This window comes from Microbacterium sp. NRRL B-14842 (assembly GCF_050470785.1).
Window position 1 is genome coordinate 1 of record NZ_JBFLUM010000051.1, and the last position, 15,977, is coordinate 15,977.

The window sequence follows — 15,977 nt, forward strand, 5'->3', positions numbered from 1 at the left end:
CGCCCTCACCGGTGCAATCCCGACGGCCGGTCCCGCGCGCCCGCGGTGGTGGACGGCGATTTAGTGTGGATCGCGCTGGTACCGCCTGCCATGTTCAACGCCTACTTCATCGCTCCGCTCCTGACCGGCCTGCCGCCGTACCTCCAGATCCTATGTACGACGCCACTGACCGTCGCGTGCGTCATCTGGGTGATGTTGCCTCTATTGCACGCGCTCGAGGAGAGCATCCGCCACTGGCTCGCGTGGCGGCGCGGGCGCTGAGCGTCTGCCCCATTAGGCGCTGTCGCGGCGGGCAAAGCCCTCTCCGCTCCCTCTTGTCAATCTTGCCTACCTTGGTGAGGGGCATGTCGTCGACGGCGATCAGCCGCTCGGGGTGCTTATGCTTAGCCACCCCGGCGGACTCCATGGCGGCGCGGATCCGTTCGAGCCCGAGCGGGCCGCCCTCCTTGAGACTCACGTAGACGCATACCCGCTCGCTGAACACGGGGTCGAGCATCGCGACGGCGGCCGCTAGATCGAAGCTGTCATAGCGGTAGACGAGGTCCTCCACCTCTTCGCACGAAATCTTCTCGCTGCCTCGGTTGATCATGTCGAGATGTAGCCATCCTCGGTGAAGGACCGCGCGTTCGTCTCAGGTGCGCGGTAGCATCCGCGCGGGGTGTAGCGGATCGGTTTCCTGCTCGAGCATAGATCGACGGCTCATCAGATGCCTCCAGAGTTCTTTTCGTCGGTTATGTCGGTGTGGTGATCAGCGGCGGCGCTGGCGCTTGCCGCCCCAGAACGCGCGGACTGCCATGGTGATCGCTTCGTCTTTGGTGAGGCGATCACCACGGGCCGCGGCTTCGTCGCGTGCCTGGTTGATGTACTCGAAGACGTCCGGAGGTAGTCGGAAGGTCGCGGGGTGTTTTTCGATGCGCTGGACATTGTACGGGCCGCGCTTCTTGCCGGTGCGGGGCGACGTGTCACACCCCAATCAGGGCGGCTTCGACGTCGTCATCGGCAACCCACCCTACGTCAACCGGCGCGAGCTCAGCTACCGCATCACCGGCTTCGAGACAGACAACGTCGACGACATCTACGCCTCCTGCTGCGAGCGCTCGGCGCAGATCACGCGCCCGGATGGCCGGCTCAGCCTGATCGTTCCCATCCGCAGCCAGTTCGCCGATCGCGACGAGTCACTGCGGAAGTTCTACGAGCGGCGGTTCGATGCGATCTGGGTGAGCACCTTCCAGGAACGCCCGGCTGCCCTGTTCCAGGTGAAGGTGCGCAGCACGATCATCACCGCCGCCGGGTATGGCAGCGTCTCCGAGCTGCACACGACGCTCACCCACAGCTGGATCGAGGCGTTCCGTCCGCATCTGATGGCGACACTGCGGTATTCGCTTCGGCCCGCCGGCTCGCGGACCCCGAACTGGATGCGCGCCAGCAGCGACGCGATGTTCGAGCTGATCGACACGCTGCTTGCGAAGGGCACGATCTCCTCGACGCCGCTTGTCCGTGTGAGCGACTACTCCGTCGGTTTCAAGAAGACCGCCACGTACTTCCTGAGCACGTACACGGTGCCGCCGGTCACCTACGACAAGACCACGCACGCCACGGTGCCCCTCAACGAGGGGAAGCTGTTCGTTCAGAACCGGAAGGACCAGCTCGCGGCCAGCGCGATCGCGGCGTCGCGGCTGGCGTTCCTGTGGTGGACGTTCACGGGCGACTGCTTCAACGTCACCAAGGGCACGATGTCGCAGATCCCATTCTCCCCGCACGCTTACGGGCAGGACACGTTCGATGCTCTGGTGGAGCTCGGCGAGAGGATCGAGGAGGCGCTGCCGGCCGTGCGCTCCTGGGATCTCAACTCCGGGAAGTACGTGGGCGGGTACGCGATCCCCGAACTGCGTCATCTCACCGGTCAGGCCGACGAGATCATGCTGGAGGCGATCGGCCGCATCGATCTGCTGCCGGAGATCCAGTACGCCCACGCCCGGATGTACAAGAGCACCGGGATTTCCGCGACGACACTGCGAAAGTTGCCGTTCGAGGTCGAGGTGTGACGCGCGACATCCGCACGGGTCCTTTGCCCTCGAGCGACTGCGATCGTTCGTCCGGGTCAGGATCCTCTGAGTGATGGATATGACAGGTAGGCGCTACCGGATGAGTTGACCCATCTCCCAGTCGCCGAGAGGGATCGTCCGACAAGTTCTGTCAGCGGTCCAAGCGGGACGGTGGCGGTCAGGTTGATCATCGCCGCACAGCATAGAACGCGTTCTCGAACTCGATGGGCGGGACGACACACCGACAGCGGTGGGGTGCCTACCCTTCTCAGGCGGAGTCACGGAGCGAGGTGACAAGCTCCGCGGGGAGGGCAAAGACCTTCTCGAGCAACGGGAGAAGGTCCCGGACTGCCTCGAGGTGCTGCTCTTCGGTCAGATCGTCGATCGCCGGAGGCTCGTCGCCAGTCCAGCCGATCGCTTCCGCCACGATCGTCAGGGACCAGGAGTCCCACCTGAGCCGCCCCTCGGATCGCAGCTGCTCCCGGAACTGACCGAGCACGCCCACGGGCTGAAACGCATTGCGATCGCGCGCGAGCTCGTCGCGAACGTACAACATCGCCGTTTCGAAACCGAGCAGGAACGTGTGCACTCGCTCGAACGTGACGGGCTGCCCGATATACATTCCGGATCGCTTCACGAATGCCTCGGCGATCGAGTAGACCGGCAACTCGGCCGGCCCGTTAGTTTCACTCATCTCGACTTCCCTGCCAGCAGCTCAGGAGACGGTCATTACCCGCGGCGCCGTTTGCGGCCCCAGTAGGCGCGAAGCGCAACGGTGACGATCTCGTCCTTGGTGAGGCGGTCGCCGCGGCTGGCTGCATCCTGCTTGGCCCAGTCCATCAGTTCAAGCGCGTCGTCGGGGAGACGGATCGAGACGGGCTTCTTCTGGACGTAGACGACGTTGTAGGGCCCCCGCTTCTTCTTCGCCGGCGGTGGCGTCTCCGCCTCGGCCGACTCAGGAGGCGTCGCGCTCGCCGCTGCCGGCTTCTGGCTTGCGCGAGGTGCGCGTGCGGGTGCTTCGGACGTCGCTGCCTGGTCGACGTCGCTGGTGACTTCCTCAGCGGGGGGCGCGGCCTTGCGTGCGCGGGGCTTCGCTGCAGCTGTGGGCTTCTTCGGGGCGGCCATGGTCACTGACCACCTCCTCGGTTTCCACGGCGGCGAGCGCGGCGCTCCTCGATGCGCCGCTTCTCTTCCATGCTGATGAGCTCCGCCGGCGACAGCGAGCGGGGGCGGCGAGTGCGGCCGCGCTCGGCCTGCCTCTGGTACTCGGTCGTCTTGGCCGTGCTGACGACGTTGAGGGTGACGCCGGTGATGGTGTCGCGGCTGGTGTCGAGGTTCACGTATCGGTTCTTCGACTCTTCGCGGAACCAGCCGAGGGCGTCGCCGCCGTTCTCGTGGATGCGCTTGAGCATCGTCGAGGCGTTGTACGAGTTGACCTCCATCACGCGGCCGTTGGAGAAGGTCAGGTGGGCGGTGATCTGCTTCTGCTTGTCGTGGGACTGGCCCTTGGCGGCGTTGCGGACCTGCTTGATCAGTTCGGCGTTCGCCTGCTCGCGGCCCTTCGCGGTGCGGCCCTTGGGGATGCGCATCTCGATGTACCGGTCGCCCCCGGTGGCGTATGCCACGTCGACGCGCAGCCGACCACCCTGGCGACCCTCAACGTAGGTGCCGCTGAGGTCTTCGGGGATGACGGGCTTGGCGCCGGCCTTGCCTCGCACGGGGGCGATCGAGCCGTCCTTGCGCCGGCGCCGCGGCGGGACGTGGGTGAGGCGTCCGGTGTCAGCGAGCTCCTGGAGCGCCTGGCGGTAGAGGGCGCCGCTGGTTTCGCCGTTGAGGATCTTGCGGACCATTCGAGGCGAGCGGTGCAGCTCCTCGGCGATCTCGGCCGTGCTGATGCCCTTGCGCCGCAGATCGCGGATGAGGTCTTGGGCGGTGCGCTGCTGGTCAGCCATCAGCCCTTCTCCTCTGCCTGCTCGAGCGCCTTGGCGATGCCGGCCCGCTCGGCACGTGCTTTCAGCGCGTCACGCTGCCGCAGCGTCTCCGGCGTGATGAAGGATCCGTTGAGGTAGCCCTGCAGGCGCAGGCGCCCGGTCTTGCCGTCGTCGCCGCCGCCGATGAACCGGTCCGGCAGGGACCACGCCGGCAGCTTGGTCGTGTAGATCGCATCACCCTGGATGCCGATGAGCGTCGAGGGGTCGACCGTGAGAGCACCGGAGGTGTAGCCGCCGAGGGAGCTGGGGCCGTGGAGGACGCGAGCGCGTGCGCGACCCCAGACCTGGGCGGCGAGCTCCGGGTGGTAGAAGCTTCGGGTGCGGTCGTTCGGGCGCGACGGGATGCGATAGATCCAGAGGTTGCCCTGTCGCAGCATCTTGGCCCTGTACTCGGGCGGGACGTCATCGGGCGACGCGGCGACGCGGGTCTCGTCGCGGCCCGCGGCGGCGAATGCACCGATCGAGTGCAGCATGATGTTCCGCAGCGCGGCGAGCACAGCGCGGCGCAGGTCCGGGTGCATCTCGTCCTGCAGCTGGACTCGCTCGCGGGCGCGCGTCATGCGCTCGGTGAAGGTGTCTAGAGGCTTGGCCTTGCGGAACACCACGGCCTCGTGAGGGCGGATCTCCCACCCGTGCTTGAGGGCGACGTGGATCTCGCTGCCGTCGGCCCAGGTGTCGTGCACCGCTCCGGGCCGGTTCGGATAGAACCAGCCTTCGCGAACGTCCAGGTGCTTCACACCGAGCAGGCCAACGTGGTTCCAGCCCTGAGGGACGCGGAACCGCACGTGGAAGCGGGCGCGCGCGTAGGGGTCTTGCTCGAGCAGCTCGTACGCGGCGGCCTGGTTCAGCCGGATCGCGGGGCCGATACCGAGCTCGCGCCCGACGCCGGCGAACATGAACCGGCCGTCGACGTAGGCGAACTCGCTGATCTTCTTCGTCTTGGCCGGGTCGATCAGCGGGACGCAGTCCTCGTGCTTGGCGAACGACTCCCCCGCGACCAGGTGGTCGTAGTGGTGCAGGCCCGAGGTGAAGTGGATCTCCTGGGCGATGTCGTCTTCGACCGGCACGGGGTTGATGTTCTTCGGCAGCGACAGCGCCCACAGGTTCGTTCCGGTGGCGGCAGGGCTGTTGAACAGGCGCGCGTTCTCGTCGGCGTGGCGAATGATCGACGCGGTGACGTTCCAGGCCAGACGAGCCTGGGCAGGGGTCAGCGGCCCGTCGCCGAACCACTCCTCCGCGGTGCGGACTTCGATCTTGAAGCCGGTGACCGCGTGCTCGAACCGACCGGTGGGCGGGCCGTTGTTGACCCAGTGGGCTCCGGGCTTCCAGTTCGGGGTCTGGACGTACAGCCAGTGCCGCACGCCAGGCGCAGGCTCGGGGCGCTTCCCGGTCAGCATGATGCGGTTAGCGCCGTACGAGGCAGCCGTGTCGAGCAGGTCCGTCAGGTTGGGGTTCTTGCGGCGCTCGCCGATGACGGGGCGAACGGGCGTGCCGGCGTCGGTGACGCCTTGCCCGGTGGTCTGGTCGACCCAGATCGTGGGCACGTCCTTCGGCGTCCACGGCTTGGGTCGGTAGTTCAGCTCGTCCATCTCACCCCCTCATTCGTCAGGTTATATTAGTCAAGAGTGCTTGAAAATTGCAATCAGATTTCGCAGTCGACGGGCGCTCCATGAAGGTCTGGCGGGGTCGCTAGGACGCGAGGCGGCCGCCGTAAGAGCGCCCGCGTCCGTGGTAGGACTTCTGCGCCTTCCGCAGCCCTTCCTCGGTCATCCCCAGCAGGAGGGCGATCTCTCGCTGGGTCAGCTCGGCCGCGCGCGCCTCGTCGACGACTTTGCCGCGGCGTTCGCGCAGCTCGTCCGCTTGCGCGAGCTGCTGGCCGATGCGACGGAGCTCCTCACGGATGGCGTCCGCGTCCTTGTTAGCCATGCGCCCCAGCATCCCCAACCAAGTTGGGTCTGGTTGCCGCGGCGCGCCGTAACCGCGAAAGTGGTTATATTCATCCAGCTGAGAGGAGCGCTGATGACCGGACGGCACCTCACCACGGCGGACGTCGCCGAGAAGCTCGGCGTGTCCGTCGTCGCGGTCTACAAGATGCGCTCCATCAGCAACAAGCTGCGCAGAGCCGGCCAGGAGGGTCCTCTGCTCCCCGAGCCGGTTGCCATAGAAGGCAACTCCCCGCTCTACGACGAGGCCGCGATCGACGCATTCGCGCAGGAGCGCGCGCGCAGGGCGCCCTCGCAGCGCGGCCGCCGGCCGCGACTGATGCCGGGACTGGCGCGCGATGCGGCTTTCGCGGAGCGGTTGCGGGCGGCGATCGCGGACGGGGCGGGGGCGCCCGAGGTTCCCACGCAGGCGGCTCTGATCGACCTGCTCGGCTTGAACGTCGTCACGTTCGGTGAGCGGATGCGAGGGCGCACCCGCTGGACCGACGCCGAGCTCGAGGTGATCAGGCGCACCCTCGGTGTCGACACGACGGATGCGAACGAGGTCGTAGACCGCGCTCGCGCGGCCAAGCGTCAGGCGCGCGCGGCGAGATCCCACGCGGGTTCGTAGCGGCTTCACGACATGCTCCCGCTCTCGTCGCTGGCTTGCTGGGCAGCGCAGGTTGAGAGCGTGTCCACGAGCGCACCGCGGTCGGCTTCGTCGACCGCGATGGTGCCAGGTGTCGACGATCTCCGTGTAGCGGGCGACGTAGGTGCACACGTAGTCGGCGTTCGATGGCAGCCACAGGGCTGGCCCGTGGTCGTTCTTGGCCGCATTCGTGTTGCCATCGACGGCGACGATGTTGTCGAACGAGTTGGCGAACTGAATGCGCTGCTGCTCGGTCCACGCCCACGCGCCCCCGGCGTGCGCCGCCGAAAGGCTGACGATGTGGTCGATCTGGACGCCGGAGCTTCCCGGGGCTCCAGGGGCGGCGATCCGGTCGTGCTCGAACTCAATGCGTGTGCCCGTGTACGGATCGGGGTCGAGCACGCCGGAGAGCACCGTGCAACCGTCACGGACGACGTCCTGCAGCTGGACGGCGAGGAGATCGTCTCGCTGATCGCAGCCGTTTCCCTCGATGTCGATCCAGCGCTCGCCGAACGTGGCGCGGCGATACTCGGGAATCTCCTCGGTGGGATCGATCAGCGGCAGCTCCTGCGCGACTGCGGCGAGCGCGGTGTAGTCGTAGGTCGGGTCCGGGGCGGGTGCCTGCGGGCGCGTCCATGTGTCGATCCAGGAGGTGATGCCCAGCTGGTGGGCGCCGAAGCCGAGCGCGAGAGCTGCGACCGCGGCGAGGGCTGTGCTGGCGCGGCGGGTGCGTCGGTTCATCTGCGCTCCTTTGCCTGTGCGGTGTCGGCTTGGTCGAGCAGCAGTATGGTTCGGGCGATCTGGGTGCGTGCCTCGTCGATGACCTCGAGGGTTTCGTCGTCGGCGTCGAGCTCTGAGAGTGCGTGGCTCTGGCGGCGGAGCTGGTCGCCGAGGTGGAACATGCCGGCACTGAGGAGGACCTCGGCGAGCGCGGCCGCGCGGGCGCCTTGGTGGTCGGCGCTGACGGCGAGGTCGTCGATGATCTCGATGAGGGTTGCGCGGGATCCCATCGTTGGGTCTTCTCCTGGAGTGAGCTCGCGGAGCGCTTCACGGTTGAGCAGCGTCTGGAAGAGCCTGTGCATCCGTTGGGTGAGGGGGCGGCCGTCGCGGCGGGTGCAGTTGAGCGCGAACTCGCGGAAGCTCCATCGGACGGTGACGGGTGTGCCGGTCTGGATGGTCATGGCTTCCTGGAGGCGCACGGCGATGTCGGTCATCAGTGCTCCTCGGTTCGGCCCAGGTGGGGGATCTGCTTGAGGTGGGCGCCGCGGCCGTTGCCGAGCTGGGGGGAGATCGCGCAGCTGGGCAGGTGCAGTCTCGCGTTCGGCCCGTGGCCTGCTGCCGCGTGGGGTGTGGGCTGCCGCGTTGGCCGGGTGTGCCGGGCGCCTCGCTGAGTCAGCGGGAGGGGGTTGAAGCGCAGCGACAGGGCCCAGCGATGGCCGCCGAGCGCGCGGACGACCCGCAGCCACTCTCCCTCTTTGGTGGAGTCGATGGTGAAGGTGTTCGGCTGGTCAGACATCTGCGGCTTCTTTCGGTGCGAAGGGGCTGTTCTTGGCGTCGCGGAGCATCTGCCGGGTGATCGGCTCGGTCTCCTCGAGCGAGGCGAGCGAGAAGTAGTGGCGGCGGGCGCGGGCCGCTTCGGTGCAGGTGAGCAGCTGGCGGTTGCCGTGGTTCGGGCATCCTCCCTTGCTGCGGCATCCGGCCAGGTAGCCGGCGGTGGTGCCGTGCAGGGCGGCTTCGAGGATGTCGAGCGTCTTGCTCATCAGGCGGCCTGCCGGAGTCCGAGGTCGTCACGGTCGCGGTCGATGGTGCGGACGTCGACGCCGAGCAGGTCGCTGAGCTGGGTGAGGCTGAGTCCGCGTTCGGTCCCGCGTCGGGTGGCTTCGAGGCGCTCGTCTCGGGTGAGGCGGACGTTCTGGCCGGCGAGAGCGAGCTCGATCGCGATCTCGTCGAGCAGGGGTTCCTGCCCGGCTGTGGGCGGTGCCGGGTCGGTGTCGATGTCGTCCCAGGCCAGCGGCGGCAGCCAGCCGTGCCGGCGTGCGACCGTGAGTGCGTAGGAGCGGCCGACCCGCTGCGCTCGGGTGTGGGTGGGGGGCTGCTGGTCCCAGAGCTCGTCGTAGAGCGCGGCGATGTCGTCGTGGACACGGATGTCCACGTAGGCGCCTTCGAGTGCCTTGTTGACCTTCCAGCGCGGGTAGCCGAGTCGGCGTGCGATCTCGTGGTGGTTCCATCCGATCGCGGCCAGAGCCTGGAGGCGCCGGCGGGTGCCGCGGCCGTTGACTCGGCCCTGCGCGGCGAGAGTGCTGCTGTCGGGGGTGACTGCGAGGAGTTTGCGGGCGGTGGCGCCGGTGACGAACCGTGCCGTCTCGCTGTTGAGCAGGCGACGGACCGTGGCGCCGCCGACGCCGGCGCTGATGGCGATCCGTTCGGGGATCATCCCGGTGTCGACCAGTGCCTGCAGGTGCTGCCGGATCGGCTCGATGGGTTGGTGCGCGTCCTGGTATCGCCCGTAGGCCAGGAGACGGTAGCGGTCGCGGCGGCGGCGCGCGTTGCCGTCCATGCAGGCGCGGCACCCGCAGAGGTGGACGACGTAGCAGGTGGAGGTCAGCCCGTGCTTGTGGTCCGGCGGGCAGGTGTGGGTCCGCATCTTCTCCTCCTCACAGATGGTTATATTCCCGAATATAACCCGTTCCCGAGGGTTTGGAACCCCCTCACTGCTAAGGGGTGGCCCCAGAGGCTCGAAGTCGACAATCTGAACGAGCTACAACGTTTGTTGCGGTTTCTCGCTACACTGTGCGCATGGCAGGATCAACTTTCGCTCGTCTGGGCGAGCTCGCGTCACAGCGTTGGGGCCTGGTGACCACCGCCCAGGCGCTCGAGGCTGGCGTGGCGCGCCCGACCCTGACGCGCCTCGCCAACAGCGGCGCGCTCATCCGCGTCGCGCGCGGCGTCTACCGCCTCGCCGGCGCGCCAGAGCACGAGCAGGAGGCGATCCTCGCGACCTGGCTCGCCCTCGGCGGCGCCGACCGTCCCCGCACAGACACCGGCGTCCCGCCCGTCGTCGCCGCAGGCCAGACGGCCGCGCAGCTGCATGGCATCGGCGACTGGTTCCCCGGGCCACTCGAGTTCGTCGTTCCCACCCGCCGCGGTACCCGCCTGGACGGGGTGCGGCTCCGCACCCGCGAGCTCGCGCCCACCGAGGTGGTCTCCGTCGACGGGATGCCGACCATGAGCGTCGAGCGCACGATCGCCGACCTGATCGAGCAGTGGGTCGACCGCTCCCTCGTCGCCGATGCGCTCGCCGACGCCGCGGACGCGGGAAAGCTGCTCTCCCCCGCCCGCCTGACCGAGTATCTGGAGCCGCTGGCCAAGCCCAACAAGTACCCCTCGGGTGCCGCGCTCGCGGCTGATCTGCTCGCTCTTGCGGGCGTCGACGCGGTGGTGCCGGCCGATGCCTGAGCCCGACGGCTACAAAGACTGGACGGGGCTTGCGCAGGCGATCAAGGCGGCCGCGACGAAGGCAGCCGGTGACGGCGCGAGCGCGCTGGATGTGAATGCGCAGATCGTGCAGGCACAGCACGATCGTTTCCTCAGCCGGGTCTTTGCGGAGGGGGAAGAGTCCGAGTGGCTGCTCAAGGGCGGCACGGCGATGCTCGCCCGGGTGCCGAAGTCACGGTCGACGAAAGACCTGGATCTGGCCTCGACCGGCGCCGCCGATCTGGATGCCGCGCAGCAGGCGCTCGAGCAGGCAGCCGCGCGTGATCTCGGCGACCATGTGCGGTTCCAGCTCACCCGTGCCCGTGCGACCGGGCGAGGAGAGAACCAGCCGGGTGTCGCGACCCGGCGCCTGGTGTTCACATGTCTGGACGCGAACACCGGCCGGAGGATCTCCGACATCCCCATCGACGTGGTCGTCGGCCCTCCCCCGGTCGGCCGCGTCGAGACGATCGAGCCGTCGACGCGGCTGCAGCTGGGGCGGCCGGTCCCGTCGCACCCCTACCGGCTGTTCCCGATCTCCGATCAGGTCGCGGAGAAGGTCACTGCGACGATGAGCACCTACAACGGCCGCCCCAGCAGCCGCGCGAAAGACCTGGTGGACATCGTCACCATTGCACGCACGCAGCGCGTCGACCTGCGCGAGCTGCAGATGGCCATCGACGCGAAGCGTGCACTGTCAAAGCTCGACTCGTTCACTACGTTCACGGTCCCGGACGGTTGGGACGGTCCCTACCGGGTGCTCGCGGCCGGCACGCCCTCAGCCGGCGGGATCACCGATCTGGGTGAGGCCGTGGCTCTCGCGCGTCAGCTGATCGATCCCGCGCTCGCCGACGCGCCCGTGCAACCGGGGACGGTCTGGGTCCCTGGCTCAGGCTGGACACAGAACCCTCCGCCGCCGGAGCCGGGCGGCAGCGGATCCCCTTCGGGGGAGGTCCACGTGCGCGCGCACGTGCGCTCCGGTTATCCCGTCACGGAGCACTGGCGCGCAGCGCGCGGCTCAGCCCAGGAGTGACCGCGTCAGTGCGCCGCGTCGTACGCCTCGAGGATGGACGCGGGAACCCTGCCGCGATCGCTGACCTGGTGTCCGTTCTGACTGGCCCATTCACGCACCGTGTTGAGATCGGCCCGTCCGCCCCGCGACGTCCTCGCCGGACGCCGGGTGGCTGCGCCGATGCGGCGCGCGCTCTTGGCCCAGGCCTCGAACTCGAGATCGATCTCGAGTTGCTTTCCGTCGATCGCGAAGGTCGCGGGATCGAGCCGCTCGCCAGGTCGCGCACACCACCGCGAAGGGCGGCGTCATCGCGATGACGAAGTCGCTCGCTGCGGAGGGCGCCCGCTACGGCGTCCGCGCGAACTCGATCTCGCCTGGCTTCGTCAGCACCCCGGCGACGGACAAGGCGGTGGATGCGGAGGGCAAGGCCTGGCAGGTCGGCAACGCGCTCATTCAACGCCCCGGCACGGGCGAGGACATCGCGTACATGCCGCTCTACCTGGCCTCCGACGAGTCCTCTTGGGTGACCGGACAGAACTACAGCGTCGACGGCGGCGCGACCGCCGGGTGGCGGAACGACAGCGAGACGGACCGACTGGCCGCGAAGAACGGCTGACACGCGGGTCGCGGCGCGACCGGTGACGGACGTGAGGCACGGTGTCAGCTGACACCGTGCCTCCCGTCCGTCGTGGCCACCTCGTCTAAATCGCGAGGTACCCGCCGTCGACGGCGAACTGCGCGCCGGTCGCGAAGGCGGCCGCGTCGGAACCGAGCCACGCGACCATCTCGGCGATGTCGTGCGGCGTGCCGAGTCGGCCGATCGGGTGCTTCGTCAGCAGCGCGTCCTTGAAGCCGGGGTAGGTCTCCTCCAGCGCGTCTATCATTGGCGTCTGGATCACCCCGGGCAGCACTGCGTTCACGCGGATGCCTTTGTCGGAGTACTCCACCGCGGCGGCTCGGGTGAGGCCGATGACGCCGTGCTTCGACGTGACGTAGGCGGACTGGTGGGCGATGGCGACCTGCCCGAGGGACGAGGCGGTGTTGATGATGGATCCGCCGCCTGCGCCAGCATCTGCGGGATCTCGGCCTGCACGCCGGTTCAATATTCCGCACAGAGGAAGTTGGCCCCACGGCGTTACTGCAGTCAATCGTTCTGTTGCGCAAGCCCCCGCAGGTAAGCACGTGCGTCGTCGAGGCTGACGACATCGCCGTACTTCGCGTCGATGTCAAAGAGGCTGGCCAGGTGCGGAAGGGCTGCCCGGTCGCCGACTGCCTCTTCGACGACGATGGTGTGGAAGCCGTAGGAGCAGGCGTCAACCGCCGAGGCGCGCACGCACCCACTGGTGGTGCAGCCGACGATGATGATGGTGTCGACACCCCGTGAGATCAAGCGTGCGGCGAGATCAGTTCCGAAGAAGCAGGATGCGTACTTCTTCACCAGGGTCATCTCGTGGGGCAGCTGGCCCAGCCTGCTGTCGACCTCCACCCATTCGCTGCCCTCCACCAACAGGTGGTTGGACGGGATCTTCTTGATCCAGAGCCCCGCCTCCTGCAATTCGGTGTCGTACGCGACCGTCGAGAAGAAGATGGGGATCTCGAGTTCACGGGCGGGGACGAGTAAGGCATTGGTGGCGGCCAGCTGTGACTCCAGTTCGCCTGACAGGGGCGAACGGCTGTCCGTGAATCCGGTGATCAAGTCGACGATCAGCAGCGCCGGCTTCTCGCCGTAGCCGATCCGGCCGCCCAATCCCTTGGCCTTGAACTCGTCGCGCAGCCGTGCGTACTCATCGATCAGCTCCGTATTCGTCACGAATCGGCTCTCCTGTTCCCCGTCGACTGATAGTGCGCCGCGATGGCATCGCTCGTCGTCACCCAGACACCATCGTGAGACGTGATGTGCTCGAGGGCCCGATCAAGGTAGCGGTGGCGGAACGGCTGGCCGACGATGAACGGGTGCAACGGCAGCGACATGACGCGACCCGAGTGCTCGGAGTCTGAATAGAGCTGATCGAACTGGTCGATCACCGCTTCCAGGAACTGCGGGCCGGTATAGCTCTTACTCACGAACATCGTCACATCGTTGAGTTCTATCGTGTAGGGAACGCTGAACATCCCGTCGACGTTCAGCGGATACGGCTGATCGTCGTTCGTCCAGTCCAGGACGTAGTCATACCCCAGCTCCCGAAGGATCCGCGGCGTCTCGAACGTCTCTGTGAGCGCCGGGCCAAGCCAGCCCCGCGGCCGTACTCCGGTGGCGGAGGCGATTGTATCCGTCACGTCTTGAAGGTAGGCGCGCTCCGTGTCAGCACCCATTCCAGCTTGGAAGGTGGAATTGTCGCGGCCATGCGCGAGCCACGCCCAGCCGCGTTGCCGGCCTGCCTCGAGAATCTGGGGGTAGTGCCGACAAACGTCGGAGTTGAGAAGCACACTTGCGGGCACTCCATGTCGGTCGAGGCTTCTCGATCATCCGCCACAGGCCTACCCGCGGACCGTAATCGCGCCAGCCGTAATTGAGTGGATCCGGCTGCAGCATCGCGGTACCGCCGAAGATGCTCGTGGAGGGCTTGTCGATCTGATAGTGCTCGATGTTCAGCCCGACATAGAACGCCACTCGGGCCCCATTCGGCCACGAAATCGTCGGTCGCTCCGTGATCGGGCTGTAATCGAAGCGGAAAGTGTCAAGGCGGGTGAGACAGATTCCGTCAGGCGGTCTGTATGAGGGCCTCCTGTGAGGGCTGGTTGATCCAGGCGGCCTCGGGCAGCTTGGGCGCCTGGGGTCGGCGGTGGCCGAAGCGCTCGGGACGGGCGGCGTAGGCCGCGTCCAGGGTGGCCTGGCGCTGGGCGCGGACCTGCCCGGCGGTGCCGAAGTGGACGCTGGCGGGGGTGTGCAGCCCGATCCCGCAGTGGCGGTGCTCGTGGTTGTAGTAGGCGAAGAACTGCTCGGCGAACGCGCCGGCGTCGGCCAGGGACCCGAAGCGCTCGGGGAAGACCGGGGCGTACTTCAGCGTCTTGAACGCCGCCTCGCTGTAAGGGTTGTCGTTCGACACGTGCGGGCGGGAGTGCGACCTGGCCACCCCGAGGTCGACGAGCAGCTGAGCGACCGGTTTGGAGGTCATCGAGGTCCCGCGGTCGGCGTGGATCGCCTCCGGCACGCCATGGATGCCCATGGCGTGCTCGAGCAGGTTCTTGGCGATCTCGGCGTCCTCGCGGGCCGCGATGGTCCAGCCCACGACGAACCTGGAGAAGATGTCGAGCACGACGTACAGGTCGTAGTACACGCCCCGCTCCGGCCCCTTGAGCTTTGTGATGTCCCAACTCCACACCTGCCCCGGCGCCGTCGCGACGAGCTCGGGCCGGGTCCGGGGCGGGTGGCTCGCCTGCCGGCCGCCGTTCCCCGGCCATGTCGTGCTCGCGCAGGATCCGGTGCATCGTGGACATCGAGCACAGGTAGGTGCCCTCGTCCAGCAGCGTGGCCCAGACCTGGGCGACCGACTTGTCCGCGAACCGCTGGCTGGTCAACACGGCCAGCACGTGGGCCCGCTCGGCGGCGGACAGCTTGTTCGCCGGTGCCGGCCGCGGTGTCCGTGGACGTGGCGGTGGCGGGTTCTTGGCCCGGTAGTGACTGGCGCGGGAGCGACCCAGCAGCGCGCACGCAGCCGCGGTGCCGACGTGCTCGGCCAGCCCGTCGACGGCCGGGTTGATCACCGCGGCGACCGCGGCGGCTTGTCCGCGCTCTCGGAGAGCGTCTCCAAGAGCGCGTGTGCTTTTCCCATCAGGTCCAGCGCCGCCCTGGTCTTGGCCAGCTCGGCCTCGGCCTTCTCCGCCCGGGCCCGTAGCGCCTGCAGCTCCCGCTCGCGCCGGTCCCGCGGCTTGCTGCCCAGCCCGGACAGCGAGCCGGCGGCCGCGGCCTTGCGCCACTCGATGATGTGGGAGGTGTACAGGCCCTCCCGGCGCAGGATCTCCCCACGCCCAGAGCGGTCCGCGGCGTCGTACTCGGCCAGGATCGCCGCTTTGAACTCGGCGGTGAACGTCCGCCTCTTGGGCCGGTCAGCACGAGGAGCCATAGCCCCATCATCGGTGCCGACGTCAGCAACCGTCATCGTCATCTCAGTATTGGTCCGTTCTCGCCCCGTGCAGTGCGAAGGTCAGCAGTGCTGGTGTCTCACCCCATCCTGACGCACAGGGGGCGGCTGGACGATCTCACCGAGTGGGCGCATGGTTTCACCGGCCGGGCCCAGTCGTTCCCCGGCTACCGGGCCTGGAGTCCCGCGGGGTGGTGGTCTTTCGGGCCCGCGGCGTCGTGACCGCGACGGGGTGAGCCATCGTGCGATGGTCAGTGAGAACGACCAAGAACTCACACAGAAAGACGACACCGCACGATGGCTCTTGACCAGTCTGCCCTCCTCGAGCTGCTCGGGGAACTGAAGCTCACCGGCACCACCGACCGCATCCGAGCCGCGACCGAGCGGCTCTACCAGGAGCTGATCGACGCGGAGACAGCCGCATTCATCGGCGCCGCCCCCTACGAGCGCACGAGCGAGCGCACGACTACCCGCAACGGTTCCCGGCCGCGGGTGCTGTCGACCACGGCTGGGGATCTGGAGTTGCGGATCCCGAAGTTGCGGCAGGGGTCGTTCTTCCCGTCGCTGCTGGAGCGGCGCCGCCGGTCGACCAAGCTTGTTCGCGGTCGTGATGGAGGCCTACCTCCACGGCGTCTCAACCCGGAAGGTCGATGACCTCGTCAAAGCGCTCGGCGCTGACACTGGCATCTCGAAGTCCGAGGTGTCCCGCATCTGCCAAGGGCTCGACGCCGAGGTCGCATCGTTCCGCGACCGCTCGCTGTCTGACATCGCCTACCCCTACGTGTTCCTCGACGCGACCTAC

19 protein-coding genes and 3 pseudogenes are annotated in these 15,977 nt (G+C 67.8%); 6 read left to right on the plus strand and 16 right to left on the minus strand.

Annotated elements, in window-relative coordinates; all coding sequences use genetic code 11:
- Positions 1–261 (plus strand): hypothetical protein (locus AB1285_RS22675; protein ID WP_429977885.1); only part of this gene is annotated, 261 nt, incomplete at its 5' end.
- Here AB1285_RS22675 and AB1285_RS22680 read toward each other — a convergent pair.
- Positions 182–589 carry an AMP-binding enzyme gene (locus tag AB1285_RS22680; RefSeq protein WP_005050745.1) on the minus strand — a complete coding sequence of 136 codons (408 nt, stop codon included), beginning with the start codon at positions 587–589 and terminating at the stop codon, positions 182–184. The two genes, AB1285_RS22675 and AB1285_RS22680, sit on opposite strands and share 80 nt — an antisense overlap.
- 159 nt (positions 590–748) lie before the next feature.
- Positions 749–973: a hypothetical protein gene (locus AB1285_RS22685; protein ID WP_039712023.1), complete on the minus strand. Its 225-nt coding sequence runs from the start codon at positions 971–973 to the stop codon at positions 749–751.
- On the opposite strand from AB1285_RS22685, the gene AB1285_RS22690 reads away from it, so the two are divergent.
- On the plus strand, positions 960–2,045 hold the full coding sequence (locus AB1285_RS22690) for an SAM-dependent methyltransferase (protein ID WP_039712022.1): 1,086 nt from the start codon (positions 960–962) through the stop codon (positions 2,043–2,045). The two genes, AB1285_RS22685 and AB1285_RS22690, sit on opposite strands and share 14 nt — an antisense overlap.
- Before the next feature lie 268 nt (positions 2,046–2,313).
- On the opposite strand, the gene AB1285_RS22695 is transcribed toward AB1285_RS22690, so the two are convergent.
- From AB1285_RS22695 to AB1285_RS22735, 9 genes are all read right to left on the minus strand, one after another.
- Positions 2,314–2,739, minus strand: coding sequence for a hypothetical protein (locus AB1285_RS22695; protein WP_005050749.1), 426 nt, complete (start codon positions 2,737–2,739; stop codon positions 2,314–2,316).
- A gap of 35 nt (positions 2,740–2,774) precedes the next feature.
- The gene (locus AB1285_RS22700; protein ID WP_005050751.1) at positions 2,775–3,176 is read right to left on the minus strand and encodes a hypothetical protein; all 402 of its coding nucleotides are present in this window, start codon (positions 3,174–3,176) and stop codon (positions 2,775–2,777) included.
- Positions 3,173–3,997, minus strand: a complete 825-nt coding sequence (locus AB1285_RS22705) for a hypothetical protein (RefSeq protein WP_047801722.1) — start codon at positions 3,995–3,997, stop codon at positions 3,173–3,175. The genes AB1285_RS22700 and AB1285_RS22705 overlap by 4 nt, the downstream gene beginning before the upstream one ends.
- Entirely contained in the window at positions 3,997–5,625 is a 1,629-nt protein-coding gene (locus tag AB1285_RS22710; protein WP_005050756.1) for a hypothetical protein, read from the minus strand. Before AB1285_RS22710 ends, AB1285_RS22705 begins: the two co-directional genes overlap by 1 nt.
- A gap of 100 nt (positions 5,626–5,725) precedes the next feature.
- Positions 5,726–7,348, minus strand: a complete 1,623-nt coding sequence (locus AB1285_RS22715; RefSeq protein WP_429977883.1) for an HNH endonuclease family protein — start codon at positions 7,346–7,348, stop codon at positions 5,726–5,728.
- Positions 7,345–7,821, minus strand: a complete 477-nt coding sequence (locus AB1285_RS22720) for a hypothetical protein (protein WP_005050765.1) — start codon at positions 7,819–7,821, stop codon at positions 7,345–7,347. The genes AB1285_RS22715 and AB1285_RS22720 overlap by 4 nt, the downstream gene beginning before the upstream one ends.
- Complete coding sequence (locus tag AB1285_RS22725; protein ID WP_005050767.1) at positions 7,821–8,123, minus strand: hypothetical protein; 303 nt, start codon at positions 8,121–8,123, stop codon at positions 7,821–7,823. Before AB1285_RS22725 ends, AB1285_RS22720 begins: the two co-directional genes overlap by 1 nt.
- Positions 8,116–8,367 (minus strand): hypothetical protein, encoded by a 252-nt coding sequence (locus AB1285_RS22730; RefSeq protein WP_005050769.1) that lies wholly within the window; start codon positions 8,365–8,367, stop codon positions 8,116–8,118. The genes AB1285_RS22725 and AB1285_RS22730 overlap by 8 nt, the downstream gene beginning before the upstream one ends.
- Positions 8,367–9,251: a hypothetical protein gene (locus AB1285_RS22735; RefSeq protein ID WP_005050771.1), complete on the minus strand. Its 885-nt coding sequence runs from the start codon at positions 9,249–9,251 to the stop codon at positions 8,367–8,369. The genes AB1285_RS22730 and AB1285_RS22735 overlap by 1 nt, the downstream gene beginning before the upstream one ends.
- A gap of 152 nt (positions 9,252–9,403) precedes the next feature.
- Between AB1285_RS22735 and AB1285_RS22740 the strand changes: the two genes are divergently transcribed.
- Positions 9,404–10,063, plus strand: coding sequence for a type IV toxin-antitoxin system AbiEi family antitoxin domain-containing protein (locus AB1285_RS22740; protein ID WP_005050774.1), 660 nt, complete (start codon positions 9,404–9,406; stop codon positions 10,061–10,063).
- Positions 10,056–11,114, plus strand: a complete 1,059-nt coding sequence (locus tag AB1285_RS22745; RefSeq protein WP_005050776.1) for a nucleotidyl transferase AbiEii/AbiGii toxin family protein — start codon at positions 10,056–10,058, stop codon at positions 11,112–11,114. Before AB1285_RS22740 ends, AB1285_RS22745 begins: the two co-directional genes overlap by 8 nt.
- 5 nt (positions 11,115–11,119) lie before the next feature.
- On the opposite strand, the gene AB1285_RS22750 is transcribed toward AB1285_RS22745, so the two are convergent.
- Positions 11,120–11,338 (minus strand): Lsr2 family DNA-binding protein, encoded by a 219-nt coding sequence (locus AB1285_RS22750; RefSeq protein WP_082157160.1) that lies wholly within the window; start codon positions 11,336–11,338, stop codon positions 11,120–11,122.
- Here AB1285_RS22750 and AB1285_RS22755 point away from each other — a divergent pair.
- Positions 11,266–11,709 carry an SDR family NAD(P)-dependent oxidoreductase gene (locus AB1285_RS22755; protein ID WP_082157159.1) on the plus strand — a complete coding sequence of 148 codons (444 nt, stop codon included), beginning with the start codon at positions 11,266–11,268 and terminating at the stop codon, positions 11,707–11,709. The two genes, AB1285_RS22750 and AB1285_RS22755, sit on opposite strands and share 73 nt — an antisense overlap.
- Before the next feature lie 85 nt (positions 11,710–11,794).
- Here AB1285_RS22755 and AB1285_RS22760 read toward each other — a convergent pair whose 3' ends face one another.
- The 4 genes and pseudogenes from AB1285_RS22760 to AB1285_RS22775 form a co-directional block, all read right to left on the minus strand.
- On the minus strand, positions 11,795–12,196 hold the full coding sequence (locus AB1285_RS22760) for an SDR family NAD(P)-dependent oxidoreductase (protein WP_429977884.1): 402 nt from the start codon (positions 12,194–12,196) through the stop codon (positions 11,795–11,797).
- Between the two features lie 41 nt (positions 12,197–12,237).
- On the minus strand, positions 12,238–12,903 hold the full coding sequence (locus tag AB1285_RS22765; protein WP_005050795.1) for an N-carbamoylsarcosine amidohydrolase: 666 nt from the start codon (positions 12,901–12,903) through the stop codon (positions 12,238–12,240).
- Positions 12,900–13,535, minus strand: a pseudogene (locus AB1285_RS22770) (hypothetical protein); the annotation flags it as partial. The pseudogene AB1285_RS22770 and the gene AB1285_RS22765, both read right to left, overlap by 4 nt.
- A gap of 260 nt (positions 13,536–13,795) precedes the next feature.
- Positions 13,796–15,193: pseudogene (locus AB1285_RS22775) on the minus strand (IS3 family transposase).
- Between the two features lie 279 nt (positions 15,194–15,472).
- Between AB1285_RS22775 and AB1285_RS22780 the strand changes: the two are divergent.
- Positions 15,473–15,977: pseudogene (locus tag AB1285_RS22780) on the plus strand (transposase); the annotation flags it as partial.

Bases quoted from the DNA above. Each gene is read 5' to 3' on its own strand.
- AB1285_RS22680 (WP_005050745.1), bottom strand. From the start codon at position 589: ATGATCAACCGAGGCAGCGAGAAGATTTCGTGCGAAGAGGTGGAGGAC.
- AB1285_RS22695 (WP_005050749.1), bottom strand. From the start codon at position 2,739: ATGAGTGAAACTAACGGGCCGGCCGAGTTGCCGGTCTACTCGATCGCC.
- AB1285_RS22705 (WP_047801722.1), bottom strand. From the start codon at position 3,997: ATGGCTGACCAGCAGCGCACCGCCCAAGACCTCATCCGCGATCTGCGG.
- AB1285_RS22710 (WP_005050756.1), bottom strand. From the start codon at position 5,625: ATGGACGAGCTGAACTACCGACCCAAGCCGTGGACGCCGAAGGACGTG.
- AB1285_RS22715 (WP_429977883.1), bottom strand. From the start codon at position 7,348: ATGAACCGACGCACCCGCCGCGCCAGCACAGCCCTCGCCGCGGTCGCA.
- AB1285_RS22720 (WP_005050765.1), bottom strand. From the start codon at position 7,821: ATGACCGACATCGCCGTGCGCCTCCAGGAAGCCATGACCATCCAGACC.
- AB1285_RS22725 (WP_005050767.1), bottom strand. From the start codon at position 8,123: ATGTCTGACCAGCCGAACACCTTCACCATCGACTCCACCAAAGAGGGA.
- AB1285_RS22730 (WP_005050769.1), bottom strand. From the start codon at position 8,367: ATGAGCAAGACGCTCGACATCCTCGAAGCCGCCCTGCACGGCACCACC.
- AB1285_RS22735 (WP_005050771.1), bottom strand. From the start codon at position 9,251: ATGCGGACCCACACCTGCCCGCCGGACCACAAGCACGGGCTGACCTCC.
- AB1285_RS22740 (WP_005050774.1), top strand. From the start codon at position 9,404: ATGGCAGGATCAACTTTCGCTCGTCTGGGCGAGCTCGCGTCACAGCGT.
- AB1285_RS22745 (WP_005050776.1), top strand. From the start codon at position 10,056: ATGCCTGAGCCCGACGGCTACAAAGACTGGACGGGGCTTGCGCAGGCG.